The organism is Agreia sp. Leaf283 (assembly GCF_001422485.1).
GTDB lineage: Bacteria > Actinomycetota > Actinomycetes > Actinomycetales > Microbacteriaceae > Agreia.
Genome location: NZ_LMNF01000002.1, coordinates 199,393 through 219,133, shown reverse-complemented (window position 1 = coordinate 219,133; position 19,741 = coordinate 199,393). Strand labels below are relative to the sequence as shown.

The following is a 19,741-nucleotide window of genomic DNA, read 5'->3' as shown; positions in this document are numbered from 1 at the left end:
GGAAATGCTCAGCTCATATGCGTGGGTTTCTTAGCCCTGCCGCGACTTGAACCTGGGGTTGAGCTTGTTGATCACGAGCGTGCGCCCGTTGCGTCGAACAATCTGCGAACCCTGCATCTTCTTCATCGAACCCAGTGAATTGCGTACCTTCATACTGAACTCCTTCCCTTTGAGGAGTACAACGAGATCGCCGCGAATATATTCCTGGTACCGGTGGTGGGACTCGAACCCACAAGCCCTCACGGACAGCGCATTTTGAGTGCGCCGCGTCTGCCATTCCGCCACACCGGCTCGTTCACGTGCTGGCATCAGAATACCGTAGGCTTGCAGGGTGTCAGACCAAGAAACCACCCCCGTCGCGCCCCGTCGCGTTGTCGTTGCAGAAGACGAATCGCTGATCCGTCTCGATATCGTCGAGATCCTCCGTGACAACGGTTTCGAGGTCGTCGGCGAGGCCGGAGACGGCGAGACCGCCGTCGCCCTGGCCACAGAGCTCCGTCCCGACCTGGTGATCATGGACGTCAAGATGCCCCAGCTCGACGGCATCTCCGCGGCAGAGCGCCTCAGCAAGGGCCACATCGCCCCCGTCGTGCTGCTGACCGCGTTCAGCCAGAAAGAACTGGTCGAGCGCGCGACCGAGGCCGGCGCGCTGGCCTACGTCGTCAAGCCGTTCACCCCGAACGACCTGCTTCCCGCGATCGAGATCGCCCTCTCGCGCTACGCCCAGATCATCACCCTCGAGGCCGAGGTCGCCGACCTGGTCGAGCGCTTCGAGACCCGCAAGCTCGTCGATCGGGCCAAGGGCCTCCTCAACGAGAAGATGGGCCTCACCGAGCCCGAGGCCTTCCGCTGGATCCAGAAGGCGTCGATGGACCGCCGACTGACCATGCACGATGTCGCCCTGGCGATCATCGAGCAGCTCAGCGCCAAGAAGTAGAGCCGGCCCTGTCGTCCACCGGTTCCGCGTTCCGCCGGGGCCCCGCGAAGCCCACCCAGTCCGAGCGACCGGTCCGGCGTGCCACGCTCAAGCTCAAGCATGAGGCGCTCCCCGAGAACGCGGCGCTGTTCAGCGATGACATCGTCGCCGTCGCGCGCAGGGTCAGCGGCGTCGAACTCGACTATTCGGTCGCGAGCCTCGAGCAGGTCGACGCGCTGATCGCCGGCTTCCGCGCGCAGGGAGTGACAGAGGATCGATTCGCCGAGACCCTCTTCGGGTTCGGCTGCTACGTCGGCGAAGTCATGGTGCGCCAGGCGCACGGATCGTGGACGGGCAGCGCGGGAACCGCACTGGAGGCCTACGCCAGCTTCCCGCTGCTGGTCTCCCTGCCACCCGACAACCTCAGCAACCCCGTCGGCAAGGTGTTCAAGGCGTTCCGCAACGGCGACGCCGACAGCATCGTGCAGTTCTACCGGGTGATGACCTCGGCCTGATCAGGCCTCAGCGCTCGTCGATTCGGTGCTTGTCGATTCAGTGCTTGTCGATGATCATGTTCGTGATGCGGATCGTCGAGCAGCGGCGGCCCTGATCGTCGTCGATCGCGATCTCGTGCGTCGTGAGCGTGCGCCCCAGGTGGATGGGCGTGCAGACCGCGGTAACGATGCCCGAGCGAGCCGATCGCGTGTGAGACGCATTGATCTCGATGCCGACCGCGAGACGGTCGGGGCCCGCGTGCAGGTTCGCCGACATCGATCCGAGCGATTCACCGAGCACCACGTAGGCGCCGCCGTGCAGCAGCTGGGCCGGCTGCCTGTTGCCCTCGACGGGCATCGTCGCGACCGCCCGTTCGAGCGAGAACTCGACGAACTCGATGCCCATCTTGTCGGCGAGCTCGCCCGCCCCACGTTCGCGGATCCAGCCGAGCGCATCCACCGGGTTGTCAGTCATGGTCGCCTTCGAATGTGTGAGCCGACCGCCGTCGGAGGCGGCTTGTAGGCTGGGGACGTGTCGGATTCAGAAAAGCCTACCCTCCTCGTCATCGACGGCCATTCGCTCGCGTTCAGGGCGTTCTACGCCCTGCCCGTCGACAGTTTTCAGACTCGCGACGGGCAGCACACGAACGCGATCCATGGCTTCATCGCCATGCTCATCAACCTGCTGAAGGCCGAGAAGCCCACCCACATCGCGGTGGCGTTCGACATCTCCCGGCATTCGTTCCGCACCCGCGAATACCCCGAATACAAGGGCACCCGAGGCGAGACCCCTCCCGAGTTCAAGGGCCAGATCCCTCTTCTCGAAGAGGCGCTGCACGCCATGAACATCACCACGGTGTCCAAAGAAGACTACGAAGCCGACGACATCCTCGCCACGCTCGCCCGCCAGGGCGAAGAGCAGGGCTTCCGCGTCTTCGTCGTGTCGGGAGACCGTGACAGCATCCAACTGATCCGACCCGACGTCACGCTGCTCTACCCGTCGGCCATGGGCGTCTCCCAGCTCACCCGCTACGACGCCGAGAAGGTCTTCGAGAAGTACGGCGTGCAGCCGCACCAGTACCCCGAGATCGCCGCGCTCGTCGGAGAGACCAGCGACAACCTGATCGGCGTCGACAAGGTCGGCCCCAAGACGGCGGCCAAGTGGATCAACCTCTACGGCAGCCTCGACGCGGTCATCGAACGACGCGACGAGATCAAGGGCGTCGTGGGCGACAAGCTCCGCGAACAGTACGAGAACGCGGTGCGCAACCGAAAGCTCAACCACCTGCTGACCGACGTCGACCTGCCCGTCGGCCCTGCCGATCTCGAGCGCAAGCCGATCGACGAGCAGGCGCTCCGAGACATCTTCGGCCGACTCGAGTTCCGCACGCTTCTCGATCGGGTTCTCAAGCTCGACGGCCAGGGCGCGACACCGGATGCCTCGGCCGGCCCGGGCGGGGAGGGTCCCGCATCCGTTCCCGCGACGATCACGGCGCCGACGCCCGTGGCGCTCCTCGACGAGGAATTGGAACTGTGGTTGTCGAGGGCGGCGAAGAGCAGTCCAGACGGGCTGGCCCTGTCGATCGAGACGCAGGGCGGAGTGCCCGTCGGCATCGGGGTCGCGAGCCAGACCGAGAGCCTGTTCGCGCCGTGGAGGGCGGGCAGCCCCGACTACACGGCCCTCGAAGCGTGGCTCGCGAGCGATTCGCCCAAGATCATGCATGGGGCGAAGGAGCAGATCAAGGCCCTTCGCCGCGCCGACCTCGCCGTCTCCGGGTTGCGATTCGACACCACCATCGCCGCCTGGCTCGTGCGCCCCGACTCGTCGGCCGATCGCTCGCTCGCCGAACTCGTCGACCGCACCCTGGCCGAGGTGCTGCCCACGCCCGATCCCAACCAGCTCGTCCCCGCCGACGACTCCGACGTGGGCCCTGCGACCGAGGCGTGGTACATCGCTCGCGTCGCCGCCGCCCAGCAGGCGTTGCTCGACGAGCGCACCATGAGGGTGCTCGGCGACATCGAGATCCCCACGCTCATGGCCCTCGTCGACATGGAACTCTTCGGAATCACGGTGAGTCACGACGAGCTGACCGAGCTGTCGAGCGAGCTGGCAGCCACGGCCACGAACCTCGCCACCGACGCCTACGAGATCATCGGCGGCGAGATCAACCTCGGATCGCCGAAGCAGATCCAAGAGGTGCTCTTCGACCGCCTGTCGATGCCGAAGACGCGCGCCACCAAGACCGGGTATTCCACCGACGCGGGGGCACTCGCCGACCTGCAGGCATCGAGTCCGCACCCGTTCCTCGGCCTCCTGCTGCAGCACCGCGACGCCACGAAGCTCCGCCAGATCATCGAGACGGTCGACAAGGCCATCGCCCCCGACGGGCGCGTGCACACGCGTTACGTGCAGACGGGGTCGAGCACGGGTCGCATCTCGTCGACAGACCCCAACCTGCAGAACATTCCCGTGCGCGCCGAAGAGGGCCGTCGCATCCGGCACGCTTTTCAGGTGGGCGAGGGGTTCGAGACCCTGCTCACCGCCGACTACTCGCAGATCGAGATGCGTATCATGGCCCACCTGTCGGGCGACGAGGGGCTGATCACGGCCTTCACGGAGGGCGAAGACCTGCACCGCTTCGTCGGAGCCCACGTGTTCGGCGTCGAGCCGGCAGACGTCACGCCCGCGATGCGCACGAAGGTCAAGGCCATGTCGTACGGACTCGCCTACGGCCTGAGCGCGTTCGGCCTGTCCAAGCAGCTGCGCATCGAGTCCAGCGAGGCGAAGAAGCTCATGTCCGACTACTTCGAACGCTTCGGCGCCGTGCGCGACTTCCTGCGCAACGTCGTGCTGCAGGCGAAGGAAGACGGCTACACCGAGACGATCTTCGGGCGCCGCCGCCCCTTCGCGAACCTCAACAGCGCCAACAGGGTCCTGCGAGACAACGACGAGCGCGCGGCCCTCAACGCCCCCATCCAGGGAACGGCCGCCGACATCATCAAGATCGCCATGATCGGCATCGCCCGCGACCTGAAAGAGCAGCAGCTCGGCTCGCGCATGCTGCTGCAGGTGCACGACGAGCTCGTGTTCGACGTCGCCCCCGGCGAGTGGGACACGCTGTCGGGCATCGTCACCACGCGCATGAGCACGGCGGCCGAACTCCGCGTGCCGCTCGAGGTGCAGATCGGCCGAGGAGCGAACTGGAACGACGCCGCACACTGATCGACAGGGCACCGGTCGGCCGCGCTCTGGTCGACCGGGCCCCAGCGGCCTCGTGCCCGACACCCTCCGGACACCTCTAGGACGCTCGCACGACACCTCCGTGCCCGAGACTCGACGGGTGACAGCGGGGGCGAGCATCGTATTCTCGTCGTTCACGTCGGCCGCCGATCCGATGCCCCGGGCCTGGTCCCGGTTCTGCGACCAGTTGATCTCGGCCGAGCCGCGACCCGAAGGCCGCACGCACGGCGACCTGGACGAGCCCCGATCGGGACCCGTCTGCGTCTGGCGCCTCCTGGCCAGCAACAACCGGGAGCTCGGCCGCAGCGCCGTCCTCTACCGCACGTTCCTCGACGCCCGCGCCGCGGTCTTCGACGCGCGCCTCGCCGCCTCGGAATTCGAGATCAGGTCGGTGCACGGTCCGAACGCCGGCACGCACGGCTGGTTCGCGCTCGACGGCAACGGGTCGCCCCTCATCACCTGCGGGCGCTGGTACGGCGCCCACGCCGCCAGCATCGAGGCGGCACAGCACTCGATCGAGGCGTTCCAGGGCGCCACGGTGCTCGCCGAGGGTCACCGTCGGCTCTCGCCGGACAGGCGACGCTCGATCCGCGAGGCCGCCCCGACGCCTGCGCCGGCGACGCCGTGACGGGGGAGGTCGTTAGGCTGAATTCATGACCGGTTCAGCCACGCCCCCCTTACGAACTCCCACCGCCATCGACGCGATCGCCGAGCAGTGGGTCGACACGCTCGTGCGCCTCGAGCCCACCGTGGGCACCTACATCGGTCGCGTGGAGGCGAACTCCCGGTTCGGCGATCTCTCTCCTGCGGGCCACGACCTCTACCTCAGCGAAGTGCGAAGCACCCTGGCCCGGCTTGACGAGGCGGAGCCCGTCGACGACGTCGACCGGGTGACGCAGCTCGATCTGGGAAGCTCGCTGCGCCTGGCCATCGAGAGTGCCGAGGCGGGTCTGCACCTGCGAGACCTCAATGTCATCGCCTCGCCGTCGCAGGACATCCGGGAGGCCTTCGACCTGATGCCGACCGACACGGCGGAAGACTGGCGGGTCATCGAGACGCGGCTCCGCGCGGTTCCGGATGCCCTCGCCGGCTACGTCGAGATGCTGCGGCTGGGCATCGAGCGCAGCATCGTGCCCGCCCGCCGGCAGGTGACCGAGGTGCTGGCGCAGGCGCGCAAGCACGCGTCGCCCGAGGGTTTCTTCATCGCACTGGCCGCCGGCGCGCCCGCGGGCTCGGCCACGGAATCGCTGACGGAGGCGGCCTCCGTCGCCGCGGCGGGCTACGCCCGATTCGCGGACTTCCTCGAGAACGAGCTGCTGCCGGCGGCCACGCCGGTGGATGCCGTGGGGCGCGAGATCTACGCGCTGCGGTCGCGACAATTCCTCGGCGCGGCGATCGATCTCGACGAGACCTACGAGTGGGGCCTGGCCGAACTCGAGCGTATGACCCGCGAACAGGAGTCGATCGCCGACGAGATCCTGCCCGGCGCCACCGTGCACGAGGCCATCGCCCACCTCGACGCCGACGACGCGCGAAAGCTCCACGGAACCGACGCGCTCCAGCGCTGGATGCAGGAGACGAGCGATCGCGCCGTCGACGAACTGTCTCGAAGCCACTTCGACATCCCCGACGAGATCCGCACGCTCGAATGCATGATCGCGCCGACCGACGAGGGCGGCATCTACTACACCGGTCCGACCGACGACTTCTCGCGGCCCGGCCGCATGTGGTGGTCCGTTCCCGCGGGCGTCACCACCTTCGACACCTGGCGCGAACTCACGACGGTCTACCACGAGGGCGTTCCCGGCCACCACCTGCAGATCGGCCAGGCCGTCTACAACCGGGCGGTGCTCAACACGTGGCGACGTCAGCTGGCGGGGTCGTCCGGGCACGCGGAGGGCTGGGCCCTGTACGCCGAGCGCCTGATGCAGGAGCTGGGCTACCTCGACGACCCGGCAGACAGGCTGGGCATGCTCGACGGCCAGCGCATGCGCGCCGCACGGGTAGTGCTCGACATCGGCGTGCACCTGGGCAAGCAGCGCCCCGACGGCGGGGGAGTCTGGGACGCGGAGTACGCGCTCGAATTCATGCGCGCCAACGTGAACATGGACGACGCCTTCGTCCGCTTCGAGGTGAACCGGTATCTCGGCTGGCCCGGACAGGCGCCGTCGTACAAAGTGGGGCAGAGAATCTGGGAGACCCTCCGCGACCGGTACCGGGCCCAGCAGGGCGATTCCTACGACGCCAAGGAGTTCCACCGCCGCGCCCTCGATCTGGGCGGGGTCGGCCTCGACACCCTCCAGCAGTTCCTCCTCAGAGACGGAGCCACCCGATGACGAACACGCCGCCGGCAGGATGGTACCCCGACGAGAATTCATCGCGCGAGCGGTGGTGGGACGGCCAGTCGTGGAGCGAGCACCTGCGTGACGTTCCCGGCGCCGATCCGGCCGCGCCCACGCATCCGGCCGCGCCCTCGCCGCAATCGGCGCCGACCCGGCGGCGTCCGGTCTGGCCATGGGTGCTCGGGGGCTCTGTGCTCGTCGTCGTCGCGGTGGTCGTCGCCGCCGTGGTCATCCTGACGAGCGTGTTCTCGTCGCTCCAGCAATCGTCGCCGGGCCGTTCCGGCGGATCCGGCCAGCAGTCGACCTCGGGTGCACCCGCCGGCGCTGATGGCGACGGCATCATTGTGGGTTCCGGGGGAGCGGATGCCGTGCGCGTCGTCACCTACGTCGACTACCTGTGCCCGTTCTGCGGCCAGTTCGAGGCCACGAACGCCGAGCAGCTCTCCGACTGGGTCGCGTCGGGCGACGTGGTGCTCGAGGTCCATCCGATCTCCATCCTCGACCGCGCATCGCTCGACACGAGGTACTCGACCAGGGCCGCCAATGCGGCCGCCTGCGTCGCCGACTCGGCTCCGCAGAGCTTCGAGGCGTTCAGCGCCCTCCTCTTCGCCAACCAGCCCGCCGAGAACACCGAAGGACTGAGCAATGCAGACCTGGTCGACCTCGCAGACGAGGCGGGTGCGCTCGATGACTCCGACGTGTCCGACTGCATCGAATCCGAGGGCTTCTCCGATTGGGTGACCGAAGCCACCGATCGCGCCCTCACCGGCCCTCTGCCCGGTTCCGACCTGGAGAAAGTCTCGGGAACGCCGACCGTGATCGTGGATGGCGAGCAGTACACGGGCTCACTCACCGACGCCGAGGAGTTCGCCGACTTCGTGTTGCCCGCGGGCAGCTGACGGGGCTAGAATGACTTGGCACGTTTTGTGCCATCCCATCCGCTCGCCGTCGGTGGAGCTGTCGTGCTCGAAACCTCGAACTCGTCTGCCGTCGGCCTGATATATGTCCATCCTGGAGCATTTACTTTTATGACAATCGCAACGACCGACAGAGTAGCCAAGCAGGTCGCCATCAACGACATTGGCTCGGCAGAAGACTTTCTCGCCGCGGTCGAAAAGACACTGAAGTTCTTCAACGACGGAGACCTCATCGAGGGCACCGTCGTGAAGATCGACCGCGACGAGGTCCTCCTCGACGTCGGGTACAAGACCGAGGGTGTCATCCCCTCGCGCGAACTTTCCATCAAGCACGACGTCGACCCCACAGAGGTCGTCAAGGTCGGTGACCTGGTCGAGGCCCTCGTTCTTCAGAAAGAAGACAAGGAAGGCCGCCTGATCCTCTCCAAGAAGCGTGCTCAGTACGAGCGTGCGTGGGGAGACGTCGAGAAGATCAAGGACGCCGACGGTGTTGTCACCGGTAGCGTCATCGAGGTCGTCAAGGGCGGACTCATCGTCGACATCGGACTCCGAGGCTTCCTGCCCGCGTCGCTCATCGAGCTTCGCCGCGTGCGCGACCTCACGCCCTACCTGGGCCAGGAGATCGAGGCGAAGATCCTCGAGCTCGACAAGAACCGCAACAACGTCGTTCTGTCGCGCCGCGCCCTGCTCGAGCAGACGCAGTCCGAGAGCCGCACCACGTTCCTCAACAACCTCCAGAAGGGCCAGGTCCGCAAGGGCGTCGTCTCGTCGATCGTCAACTTCGGTGCGTTCGTCGACCTGGGTGGAGTCGACGGACTGGTTCACGTCTCCGAACTCAGCTGGAAGCACATCGAGCACGCCTCCGAGGTCGTCGAGGTCGGCCAGGAGGTCACCGTCGAGATCCTCGAGGTCGACCTCGACCGCGAGCGTGTCTCCCTGTCGCTCAAGGCGACGCAGGAAGACCCGTGGCAGGTCTTCGCCCGCACCCACGCAATCGGACAGGTTGCACCGGGCAAGGTCACGAAGCTCGTTCCCTTCGGCGCGTTCGTCCGCGTCGCAGAGGGCATCGAGGGCCTGGTTCACATCTCCGAGCTCTCCGGCAAGCACGTCGAGCTCGCTGAGCAGGTCGTGTCGGTCGGCGACGAGGTCTTCGTCAAGGTCATCGACATCGACCTCGAGCGTCGCCGCATCTCGCTGAGCCTCAAGCAGGCCAACGAGGGTGTCGACCCCGAGGGCACCGAGTTCGACCCGGCACTCTACGGAATGCTCACCGAGTACGACGACCAGGGCAACTACAAGTTCCCCGAGGGCTTCGACCCGGAGACCAACGAGTGGCGCGAGGGCTTCGAGACCCAGCGCGAGAAGTGGGAGCAGGACTACGCTGCAGCCCAGGCTCGCTGGGAGGCCCACAAGAAGCAGGTTGCCACGAGCAACGCCGAGGTCGCCTCGGGCGACGGCGCCAGCGCCGGTTCCTCCTTCTCGAGCGAGTCGACCGGAGCCGGCACCCTCGCCGACGACGAGACCCTCGCCGCGCTTCGCGAGAAGCTGTCGAGCAGCAACTCCTAAGTTGCACCATGGAACGGCCGTCCTTCGGGGCGGCCGTTCCGTCGTTAACGCATCACCGGGCCACCGGGCGCCGCCGATACCATGGAGCCATGTTCATCGTGGGCCTCACCGGCGGAATCGCATCAGGAAAATCCACTGTGGCCCGTCGGCTCGTCGACCACGGCGCGGTGCACGTCGACGCGGATGCCATCTCCCGCGAGGTCGTCGAGCCCTCCACCTCGGGGCTCGAGGCCGTCGCGGCCGAGTTCGGCGCCGGGGTGCTCGCGGGCGACGGTTCGCTCGACCGCGCCGCGCTGGGGGCGATCGTCTTCGCCGATCCGGATGCCCGGGGCCGGCTCGAGGCCATCATCCACCCGCGGGTGCATGCACGCACGGCAGAGCTGATCGCCGCAGCCGAGGCAGCGGATCCGGCCGCCGTCGTCGTCTACGACGTTCCCCTTCTCATCGAGGCCCGAAGGGAACTGCAGTTCGACCTGATCGTCGTGTGCGAGGCGCCGGTCGAAGTGCGGATCGAGCGTCTTCTCACACACCGCGGCATGCCTCGCGCCGAAGCCGAACGACGCATCTCCGCGCAGGCCAGCGACGAGGAGAGGCGCGCGGTCGCCGACGTGGTCATCGACACGTCGGGGTCGCTCGAGCACACCCTCGCTCAGGTCGACGAGCTGTGGACCGACCTCGAGGCACGAGCCCAGGACAGGGCCCGCGTCTCGTGACAGGGCCCCTTCATTCCGTTCCCTGAGCCTGTCGAAGGGCCTCGCGGTTAGCCGAAGAGCAGCGCGGCCTCGTCGTAGCGGTGCTGCGGCACCGTCTTGAGCTTGCCCAGCGCCTCGGCGAAGCCGACCGTGACGATCTCGGTGCCCTTGAGGGCGACCATCTGGCCCCAGGCCCCGTCGCCGATGATGTCGCTCGCCGCCATGCCGAGTCGTGTGGCCAGCACGCGGTCGTACGCGCTCGGCACGCCTCCGCGCTGGATGTGCCCCAGGGTCGTCGCGCGGGTCTCGATTCCGGTGATCGACTCGATCAGAGGAGCGATGCGCTCACCGATTCCTCCGAGACGCGGCCGGCCGAAGGCATCCAGACCCCGCTCGGAGTGCGGGTCGTCCATGCTGTCGGGCATAAAGCCCTCGGCCACGACGACCAGGGGAGCGCGACCGCGGTCGTAGGCGCTCTGCACCCACTCGCACATCTGCTCGACAGACGTCTTCTGCTCGGGGATGAGGATGGCGTGGGCCCCGGAGGCCATACCGGAGTGCAGGGCGATCCAGCCGACGTGACGGCCCATGACCTCGGCCACCATGCAGCGGCTGTGCGACTCGCCGGTCGTGCGCAGGCGGTCCATCGCGTCGGTGGCGATCTGCACGGCCGTGTCGAAGCCGAAGGTGTAGTCCGTGGCGTCGAGGTCGTTGTCGACCGTCTTCGGAACACCGACGATCTTCAGGCCGGCGTCGGTGAGGCGTTTGGCCGCCGCGAGGGTGCCCTCTCCGCCGATGGCCATGATCGCGTCGATTCCGAGGCGTTCCATGTTGGCGGCGATGTTCTCGGGGCCGCCGTTCTCGCCCTCGAACGGGTTGGTGCGCGAGGTGCCGAGGATCGTGCCGCCCTGCTTGGCGATGCCGCGGATGTTGTGGCGGGTGAGCTCCATGATGTCGGCGTTGACGACACCGCGCCATCCGTCGCGGAAGCCGACGAACTCCTGGCCGTTGATCTCGGTGCCTTTGAGAACCGCCCCGCGGATGACCGCGTTGAGTCCGGGACAGTCGCCGCCCGAGGTGAGAATGCCGATGCGCATGGCGCCGCTCCTGTTCGAAAGAAATCCGTTTCCACTGCCAGGCAGGGACCAGTGTCACTACCCCGACCTAAACTTATTGCATGGAACCCACCCGCTCCGTCCACCCCTTCGAAGTCGTCAGTGAATACACCCCGAGCGGCGACCAGCCCACCGCGATCGCCGAGCTGACGGCCCGAATCAACGCGGGCGAAACCGACGTGGTGCTTCTCGGAGCAACGGGAACGGGCAAGTCGGCGACGACGGCCTGGCTCATCGAGGCTGTTCAGCGTCCCACCCTCGTGCTGGCGCACAACAAGACCCTCGCCGCCCAGCTCGCGAACGAGTTCCGCGAGCTCATGCCCAACAACGCGGTCGAGTACTTCGTGTCGTACTACGACTACTACCAGCCCGAGGCCTACGTTCCCCAGACAGACACCTTCATCGAGAAGGACAGCTCGATCAACTCCGAGGTCGAGCGGCTTCGTCACTCGACCACGAACTCGCTTCTCAGCCGCCGCGATGTCGTCGTCGTCTCGACGGTCTCGTGCATCTACGGCCTCGGCACCCCCGAGCAGTACATGAACGCGATGATCGCCCTGCAGGTCGGCCAGCGCATCGACAGGGACTGGCTCATCCGCAAGTTCGTCTCGATGCAGTACAACCGCAACGACATCGACTTCTCCCGGGGCAACTTCCGCGTGCGCGGAGACACGATCGAGATCATCCCGCAGTACGAAGAGCTCGCCATCCGCATCGAGATGTTCGGAGACGAGATCGAGGCCCTCTACAGCCTGCACCCGCTCACCGGCGACATCGTGCGCAAGCTCGACGCGGTGTCGGTCTTCCCGGGTTCCCACTACGTGACCGACACCGACGTCATGCAGCGCGCCATCGGCACGATCCAAGACGAGCTCGAGCTGCGGGTCGGCCAGCTCGAGAAAGAGGGCAAGCTGCTCGAGGCGCAGCGCCTGCGCATGCGCACGACGTTCGACCTCGAGATGATGCAGCAGATCGGATTCTGCTCGGGCATCGAAAACTACTCCTGGCACATGGACGTGCGGCCTCCCGGCGCGGCACCGCACTGCCTCATCGACTACTTCCCCGACGACTTCCTGGTCGTCATCGACGAATCCCACGTGACGGTGCCCCAGATCGGCGCCATGTACGAGGGAGACTCGTCGCGCAAGCGCACGCTGGTCGACCACGGCTTCCGGCTGCCGAGCGCCCTCGACAACCGCCCGCTCAAGTGGCCCGAGTTCAAAGAGCGCGTCGGCCAGACGGTGTACCTCTCGGCGACCCCGGGCAAGTACGAGCTGGGCATCGCCGATGGCGTGGTCGAGCAGATCATCCGGCCTACTGGCCTGATCGACCCGGAGATTGTCATCAAGACCTCCACGGGCCAGATCGACGATCTGCTCGAAGAGATCCGTCTCCGCGCCGGTCGAGACGAGCGCGTGCTCGTCACGACGCTGACCAAGAAGATGGCCGAGGAGCTCACCGACTTCCTCGGCGAGCACGGGGTCAGGGTGCGCTACCTGCACGCCGACGTCGACACGCTCCGCCGGGTCGAACTGCTCACCGAGCTCCGGGCGGGCCTCTACGACGTCCTCGTCGGCATCAACCTGCTGCGCGAGGGCCTCGACCTGCCCGAGGTGTCGCTCGTCGCCATCCTCGACGCCGACAAAGAGGGGTTCCTGCGCTCGTCGACCTCCCTCATCCAGACCATCGGTCGAGCGGCGCGCAACGTGTCGGGCCAGGTCATCATGTACGCCGACAAGGTCACCGACTCGATGGCCTTCGCCATCAGCGAGACCACTCGTCGACGCGAACTCCAGGTGGCCTACAACACCGAGCACGGCATCGACCCGACCCCGCTGCGCAAACGCATCGCCGACATCACCGAGGTGCTCGCACGCGAGGGCGCCGACACAGCTCAGCTGCTGGCCGGTCGCGACAACTCCAAGAAGAAGTCGCCCACCCCCAACCTGCGTCGCGAGGGTATCGCCGCTGAGGGTGCGAACCAGCTCGAGGCCATCATCGCCGACCTCAACGAGCAGATGCTCCAGGCCGCGGGCGAGCTGAAGTTCGAGCTCGCCGCTCGCCTTCGCGACGAGCTCGGCGACCTCAAGAAAGAGCTCCGTCAGATGTCCGCCGCCGGGCACCTCTCGTGAGCGCCGATCCGGCTCCGCTGCGCCGGCGGGTCGTCGAGTGGGAGGATCCGCTCGTCGGAGCCGCCGAGGCGAAGACGCTCGGCGGCCTCGAATATCTGAACGCCATGATCGCTGGCCGCATCCCGCCCCCGCCGATCGCGGTTCTGATGAATCTCGAGCTCGTGTCTGCGAGCCGCGGCACAGCCGTCTTCACCTGCACGCCCGACGAGTCGGTCTACAACCCCATCGGCGCCGTTCACGGAGGCTTCATGTGCACCGCGCTAGATTCCGCTCTCGGGTGCGCGGTCCACTCCACGCTGCGAGCCGGGCAGGGCTACACCTCGCTCGAGATCAAGGTCAACTACCTCCGCGCACTCAACACCGTTTCTGGAGTGCTCACCGTGACGGGCACGGTCACCAAGCCGGGCAGCCGCGTCGCCTTCGCCGAGGGCGTGGTGACCGATTCCGAGGGGCGCACCGTGGCCACCGCGTCGAGCACGCTGCTCGTGTTCGAGGTCTAGCACAGTCGCTCGACTCTGCACGCCGTCAGCGGAACGGGGACGCAGTGTCGGTGGCCGCACATAGACTTTCCGGGTGTCAGTTTCGAAGGTAGATTCCTCCAACGTCCTCAGCGTCCACGGCGCCCGTGTCCACAATCTTCAAGACGTGAACCTCGAGATCCCGAGGGATTCGCTCGTCGTCTTCACAGGCCTCTCGGGGTCGGGCAAGTCGTCTCTCGCCTTCGACACGATCTTCGCCGAGGGCCAGCGCCGCTACGTCGAATCGCTGTCGGCCTACGCACGCCAGTTCCTCGGTCAGGTCGATCGACCCGACGTCGACTTCATCGAGGGTCTCAGCCCCGCGGTGTCGATCGACCAGAAGTCGACCAACCGCAACCCGCGGTCGACGGTGGGCACGATCACCGAGATCTACGACTACATGCGCCTGCTCTGGGCGCGCATCGGCGTTCCGCACTGCCCGATCTGCGGAGAAGAGATCAAGTCGCAGACCGTGCAGCAGATCGCCGACCAGCTCATGGAGCTGGAGGACGGCATCCGCTACCAGGTCGCCAGCCCCGTCGTCTCGCAGAAGAAGGGCGAGTTCGTCGACCTCTTCAAAGAGCTCGCCGCGGGCGGCTACTCGCGCGCGCTCGTCGACGGCGAGGTCGTGCAGCTCAACGATCCGCCCAAGCTCAAGAAGCAGATCAAGCACGACATCTCGGTCGTCGTCGACCGCCTCGTGGCGGGCCCCGACATCCTCAGTCGTCTCACCGACTCCCTCGAGACCGCGCTGCGCCTCACCGACGGGCTCGTGCAGATCAACTACGTCGACTCCGAGGGTCCGGACGCCTGGCAGACGTTCTCCGAGAAGCTCTCGTGCCCGAACAACCACCCCATCGCCCTCACCGAGATCGAGCCGCGCACCTTCTCGTTCAACGCCCCGTTCGGAGCGTGCCCGGAGTGCTCCGGCCTCGGCACGCGCATGTCGGTCGACTCCGACCTGCTGCTGGGAGATCCCGACCTCAGCATCGCCGAGGGCGTCATCGTGCCGTGGACGACCCAGGGAAAGGGCCTCTTCAGCTACTACGAGAAGCTGCTGCACGGACTGTCCCGCGACCTCGACTTCTCGCTCAAGACCCCCTGGGGCAAGCTGAGCGACGAGGTGCAGAACGCCGTGCTCCGCGGCAACAACTTCGAGGTCAAGGTCCGCTGGAAGAACCGCTACGGCCGCGAGGTGAGCTACTCGTCCGGCTTCGAGGGCGTCGTGCCCTACATCGAACGGCAGTTCCTCCAGGCCGAGACCGACACGCAGCGCGCGCGCTGGTCGGAGTTCCTCCGCGAGATCCCGTGCCCCGTCTGCAACGGCAAGCGCCTGAAGCCCGAAGTTCTCGCGGTCACGGTCAACGGCCGCAGCATCGCCGACGTCACCGACATCTCTCTCACAGACGCCCAGACGTTCATGCACGACGTCGTGCTCACCGACAGAGAGGCGGCGATCGCCGCCCAGGTGCTGCGCGAGATCCGCCTGCGTCTCGACTTCCTCATCCAGGTGGGCCTCAACTATCTGAACCTGGCCCGGGCCGCCGCGTCGCTCTCCGGCGGCGAGGCCCAGCGCATCCGGCTCGCCACCCAGATCGGCTCGGGTCTCACCGGCGTGCTCTACGTGCTCGACGAGCCGTCGATCGGACTGCACCAGCGAGACAACCGCCGCCTCATCGAGACGCTCGTCAAGCTGCGCGACCTCGGAAACACGCTGATCGTCGTGGAGCACGACGAAGACACGATCCGCACGGCCGACTGGATCGTCGACATCGGACCGGGAGCGGGTGTCAACGGCGGAAAGGTCGTGCACTCCGGCTCCTACGCCGAGCTGCTCGCGAACACCGAGTCGCTCACCGGCGACTACCTGTCCGGCAGAAAAGAGATCGAGGTTCCGGCCACCCGCCGCCCGATCGATCCCGAGCGCATGATCACGGTGGTCGACGCCGAGGCCAACAACCTGCGCAAGGTCACGGTCGACTTCCCGCTCGGCACCTTCGTCGCGGTCACCGGCGTCTCCGGATCCGGAAAATCGTCGCTCGTCAACGACATCCTCTACCGGGTGCTCGCGAACAAGCTCAACGGGGCACGCAAGATCCCCGGCAAGCACAAGCGGGTCACCGGGCTCGAGAACCTCGACAAGGTCGTGCACGTCGACCAGAACCCCATCGGTCGCACGCCCCGGTCGAACCCGGCGACCTACACGGGTGTCTTCGATCGCATCCGCAATCTCTTCGCCGACACGGCAGAGGCGAAGGCCAGGGGATACCTCGCCGGTCGCTTCAGCTTCAACGTCAAGGGGGGCCGCTGCGAGGCGTGCTCCGGCGACGGAACCATCAAGATCGAGATGAACTTCCTGCCCGACGTCTACGTCAAGTGCGAGGTGTGCGGGGGAGCGCGGTACAACCGCGACACCCTGAGCGTGCACTACAAGGGCAAGAGCATCTCCGAGGTGCTCGACATGCCCATCGCCGAGGCAGCCGAGTTCTTCGAGCCGATCGGCGCCATCCACCGCTTCCTGAAGACGCTCGTCGACGTCGGTCTCGGCTACGTGCGACTCGGCCAGAGCGCCACCACGCTCTCGGGCGGCGAGGCGCAGCGGGTCAAGCTCGCCACCGAGCTGCAGAAGCGCTCGAACGGCCGCACGGTCTACGTGCTCGACGAGCCGACCACGGGCCTGCACTTCGAAGACGTGCGAAAGCTCCTCCTCGTGCTGGGCAGCCTGGTCGACAAGGGCAACACCGTCATCGTCATCGAGCACAACCTCGACGTCATCAAGAGTGCGGACTGGCTCATCGACATCGGCCCCGAGGGCGGCGCCGGTGGTGGCCGCATCCTGGCCACGGGAACCCCCGAGCAGCTGGCGAAGGTGAAGAAGAGCCACACCGGCTTCTTCCTCAAGGAGATTCTCGAGGCGAAGTAGTCATGGCACGAACCTCTCCAGACACGGTCCCGTACCGCCCGAAGGCGGGGGAGATCCCGACGCAGCCCGGGGTCTACCGGTTCCGTGATGCAACCGGGCGGGTGCTCTACGTGGGCAAGGCGCAGAACCTGCGCGCCCGGCTGAGCAACTATTTCGCGCCCCTGCGCAGCCTGCACGAGCGCACGCGGCGCATGGTGACGACGGCGGCCTCGGTCGAGTGGACCGTCGTGGGCAGCGATGTCGAGGCACTGCAGCTCGAGTACACGTGGATCAAGGAGTTCGATCCGCCCTTCAACGTCAAGTTCCGCGACGACAAGACCTACCCGTTCATGGCCATCACTCTCGCCGACGAGGCGCCCCGAGTCATCGTCACCCGCAACACCCGCATCCCGGGCGCCCGCTACTTCGGTCCGTACCCGAAGATCTGGGCGGTGCGCGAGACCATCGAGCTCATGGTCAAGGCCTTCCCCATCCGCACCTGCTCCGATTCGAGCTACAAGAAGGCGATGCAGACAGGGCGTCCGTGCTTTCCCGGGCAGATCGGCCGCTGCGGCGGTCCGTGCTCGCACAAGGTCACCGTCGAAGAGCACCGGGCGATCGTCGACGACTTCGTGGCCTTCATGGCCGGGGGAGACAACCGCTTCGTCACCGAGGTCACCCGCAAGATGAAAGAGGCGGCAGCCGAGCAGCAGTACGAGGCGGCGGCGACCTACCGCGACCAGCTGCAGGCGCTCGACGCCGTGCTCGAGAAGAGCGCCGTCGTGCTGAGCGACAACGTCGACACCGACCTGTTCGGCGTGGAGCACGACGAGCTCGCCGCGGCGGTGCAGCAGTTCATCGTCAGGGGAGGGCGCATCCGCGGTGTGCGGGCCTGGGTCGTCGACAAGGAGCTCGATCTGACCACGGCCGAGCTCGTCGACTCCATCCTGCAGGCCGCCTACGACGGCAGCACGGTGCCCCCACGCGAGATCATCGTGCCCGAGCTGCCCGAAGACAGGGCCGAGCTCGAAACCTGGCTCGGCAGCCGCAGGGAGAAGGGCAAGGTCAGCCTGCGCACCGCCCAGCGCGGCGAGAAGGCGGCGCTGATGCAGACCGCCCGGGTCAACGCCATGAACGCTCTGCAGCTCTACAAGACGAGGCGCAGCGCCGACTTCGTCGCCCGCAGCCAGGCCATGACCGACATCCAGGACGCGCTCGGCATGCCCGACGCGCCCCTGCGCATGGAGTGCTTCGACGTCTCGCACCTCGGCGGCACCAACATCGTCGCATCCATGGTCGTCTTCGAAGACGGGCTTCCCCGCAAAGACCAGTACCGCCGATTCACCATCGCCGAGTCCACCGACGACACCGACTCGATCCACCAGGTCGTCACGCGGCGCCTCGCGTACCTGCGCGAGGGCACGGAGCGCAGCGAGTCCGACTCGGCGTCGAAGAAGTTCTCGTACCCGCCGAACCTGCTCGTCGTCGACGGCGGGCAGCCCCAGGTGCAGGCCGCGGCCAGAGCACTCCGCGAATCCGGCGTCGAGGGCATCTTCCTCTGCGGACTCGCGAAGCGACTCGAAGAGATCTGGCTGCCCGACAGCGACTTCCCCGTGATCCTTCCCCGGGGCAGCGAGGCGCTCTTCATGCTGCAGCGCCTGCGCGACGAGGCCCACCGCTTCGCGATCATCCACCAGCGCTCCCGGCGCAAGCGCGATATCGCCTCCGTCCTGGGCGAGATCCCCGGCCTCGGCCCGACACGCGTCAAGGGCCTGCTCACGCATTTCGGGTCGGTGTCGCAGCTGCGACAGGCGAAACCGGATGCGATCGCGGCCGTTCGCGGCGTCGGTCCGGCCCTGGCAGAGACCGTCTTCGCGCACCTTCATCCAGACGGACCGGCACCAGCATCCGAACCTCGCCGGTAGGCTGGACGTTCACCCCGACGGCACTCCTCACGAAGGCGAACCCATGACCGACGCTCCACTTCCCCAAGAGGTGCTGATTGTCACCGGGATGTCGGGGGCCGGCCGGTCGACGGTCGCCAACGCACTTGAAGACCTGGGCTGGTATGTCGTCGACAACCTGCCGCCTCAGATGCTGCGACCCCTCGTCGATCTCGCCGAGAAGGCGGGATCGACTCTTCCCCGCATCGCCGCCGTCGTCGATGTGCGAGGCCGCGACTTCTTCGGCGACCTCCAGGAGATCATCCACTCGCTCCGCGCCGGCAGCCAGCTCCGCGTGCTGTTCCTCGAAGCCACCGATTCGGCGCTCGTGCGACGATTCGAGCAGGTGAGACGCCCGCATCCGCTCCAGGGCGACGGCACGCTCCTCGACGGCATCGAGCGCGAACGCGTGCGACTCCACCCCATCCGCGAGTCCAGCGACATGGTCATCGACACGTCGGATCTGAACATCCACCAGCTCGCCACCCGCATCGCGGAGGGCTTCTCCACCACCGATACACCCGGTGTCCAGGTCACCCTGATGAGTTTCGGCTTCAAGTACGGCACACCCACCGACGTCGACTCGATCGCCGACGCGCGCTTCCTCCCGAACCCCTTCTGGATCCCCGAGCTGCGGGCCCACACCGGGCTCGATCCCGAGGTCAGCGACTACGTCCTCACCCAAGACGGAGCGAGCGAATTCCTCGAGGCCTACGCGGCCTCCCTCAAACCCGTCCTCGCCGGCTACCAGCGCGAGAACAAGAGACACGCGACCATGGCCATCGGGTGCACGGGCGGCAAACACCGTTCCGTCGCGCTCACACGGGCACTCGCATCCCGACTCGCCACCTACCCGGGCGTCGTCGTCAACGTCAAGCACCGCGACCTCGGTCGCGAATAACACCGGCAGCCTCCGCCCCGGGTGCCACAAGCACCGTCGCGGGAGACAGCCGCACGAACGAA

16 protein-coding genes and 1 tRNA gene are annotated in these 19,741 nt (G+C 66.9%); 13 read left to right on the top strand and 4 right to left on the bottom strand.

Annotated features, from left to right (window positions below; all coding sequences use genetic code 11):
- Positions 1-30: 30 nt before the first annotated feature.
- Both ASF51_RS09960 and ASF51_RS09955 read right to left on the bottom strand, forming a co-directional pair.
- Positions 31-153, bottom strand: coding sequence for a ribosomal protein bL36 (locus tag ASF51_RS09960; RefSeq protein ID WP_055928744.1), 123 nt, complete (start codon positions 151-153; stop codon positions 31-33).
- Positions 154-205: 52 nt separating this feature from the next.
- Positions 206-291 (bottom strand) — tRNA-Leu (locus ASF51_RS09955).
- A 40-nt stretch (positions 292-331) separates the two neighbouring features.
- On the opposite strand from ASF51_RS09955, the gene ASF51_RS09950 reads away from it, so the two are divergent.
- Positions 332-937, top strand: coding sequence for an ANTAR domain-containing response regulator (locus ASF51_RS09950; RefSeq protein WP_055928741.1), 606 nt, complete (start codon positions 332-334; stop codon positions 935-937).
- A gap of 242 nt (positions 938-1,179) precedes the next feature.
- Positions 1,180-1,431, top strand: coding sequence for a hypothetical protein (locus ASF51_RS09945; RefSeq protein WP_200926120.1), 252 nt, complete (start codon positions 1,180-1,182; stop codon positions 1,429-1,431).
- Between the two features lie 37 nt (positions 1,432-1,468).
- Here the strand turns inward: ASF51_RS09945 and ASF51_RS09940 are convergent, their stop codons facing one another.
- The gene (locus ASF51_RS09940) at positions 1,469-1,885 is read right to left on the bottom strand and encodes a PaaI family thioesterase (protein ID WP_055928735.1); all 417 of its coding nucleotides are present in this window, start codon (positions 1,883-1,885) and stop codon (positions 1,469-1,471) included.
- Between the two features lie 57 nt (positions 1,886-1,942).
- On the opposite strand from ASF51_RS09940, the gene polA reads away from it, so the two are divergent.
- The 6 genes from polA (at position 1,943) to coaE (ending at position 10,189) form a co-directional block, all read left to right on the top strand.
- Positions 1,943-4,633 (top strand): DNA polymerase I, encoded by a 2,691-nt coding sequence (gene polA / locus ASF51_RS09935; RefSeq protein ID WP_055928732.1) that lies wholly within the window; start codon positions 1,943-1,945, stop codon positions 4,631-4,633.
- 118 nt (positions 4,634-4,751) lie between these two features.
- Positions 4,752-5,279 (top strand): hypothetical protein, encoded by a 528-nt coding sequence (locus tag ASF51_RS09930; RefSeq protein WP_055928729.1) that lies wholly within the window; start codon positions 4,752-4,754, stop codon positions 5,277-5,279.
- Between the two features lie 25 nt (positions 5,280-5,304).
- Positions 5,305-6,987, top strand: coding sequence for a DUF885 domain-containing protein (locus ASF51_RS09925; protein WP_055928727.1), 1,683 nt, complete (start codon positions 5,305-5,307; stop codon positions 6,985-6,987).
- Positions 6,984-7,892: a thioredoxin domain-containing protein gene (locus ASF51_RS09920; RefSeq protein ID WP_055928724.1), complete on the top strand. Its 909-nt coding sequence runs from the start codon at positions 6,984-6,986 to the stop codon at positions 7,890-7,892. The genes ASF51_RS09925 and ASF51_RS09920 overlap by 4 nt, the downstream gene beginning before the upstream one ends.
- Positions 7,893-8,021: 129 nt before the next feature.
- Positions 8,022-9,476 (top strand): 30S ribosomal protein S1, encoded by a 1,455-nt coding sequence (rpsA, locus tag ASF51_RS09915; RefSeq protein WP_055928721.1) that lies wholly within the window; start codon positions 8,022-8,024, stop codon positions 9,474-9,476.
- A gap of 89 nt (positions 9,477-9,565) precedes the next feature.
- Positions 9,566-10,189 (top strand): dephospho-CoA kinase, encoded by a 624-nt coding sequence (gene coaE / locus ASF51_RS09910; protein ID WP_055928718.1) that lies wholly within the window; start codon positions 9,566-9,568, stop codon positions 10,187-10,189.
- 47 nt (positions 10,190-10,236) lie between these two features.
- Here the strand turns inward: coaE and ASF51_RS09905 are convergent, their stop codons facing one another.
- Positions 10,237-11,265: a 6-phosphofructokinase gene (locus ASF51_RS09905; protein WP_055928715.1), complete on the bottom strand. Its 1,029-nt coding sequence runs from the start codon at positions 11,263-11,265 to the stop codon at positions 10,237-10,239.
- 80 nt (positions 11,266-11,345) lie between these two features.
- On the opposite strand from ASF51_RS09905, the gene uvrB reads away from it, so the two are divergent.
- The 5 genes from uvrB to rapZ all read left to right on the top strand — a co-directional run bounded on the left by uvrB (position 11,346) and on the right by rapZ (position 19,679).
- On the top strand, positions 11,346-13,415 hold the full coding sequence (gene uvrB / locus ASF51_RS09900) for an excinuclease ABC subunit UvrB (RefSeq protein WP_055928712.1): 2,070 nt from the start codon (positions 11,346-11,348) through the stop codon (positions 13,413-13,415).
- Positions 13,412-13,915, top strand: coding sequence for a PaaI family thioesterase (locus tag ASF51_RS09895; protein ID WP_055928709.1), 504 nt, complete (start codon positions 13,412-13,414; stop codon positions 13,913-13,915). The genes uvrB and ASF51_RS09895 overlap by 4 nt, the downstream gene beginning before the upstream one ends.
- 73 nt (positions 13,916-13,988) lie before the next feature.
- Entirely contained in the window at positions 13,989-16,856 is a 2,868-nt protein-coding gene (gene uvrA, locus ASF51_RS09890) for an excinuclease ABC subunit UvrA (RefSeq protein ID WP_055928706.1), read from the top strand.
- 2 nt (positions 16,857-16,858) lie between these two features.
- On the top strand, positions 16,859-18,760 hold the full coding sequence (gene uvrC / locus ASF51_RS09885) for an excinuclease ABC subunit UvrC (RefSeq protein WP_055928703.1): 1,902 nt from the start codon (positions 16,859-16,861) through the stop codon (positions 18,758-18,760).
- 43 nt (positions 18,761-18,803) lie between these two features.
- Positions 18,804-19,679, top strand: coding sequence for an RNase adapter RapZ (gene rapZ, locus ASF51_RS09880; protein ID WP_055928699.1), 876 nt, complete (start codon positions 18,804-18,806; stop codon positions 19,677-19,679).
- Positions 19,680-19,741: the final 62 nt, after the last annotated feature.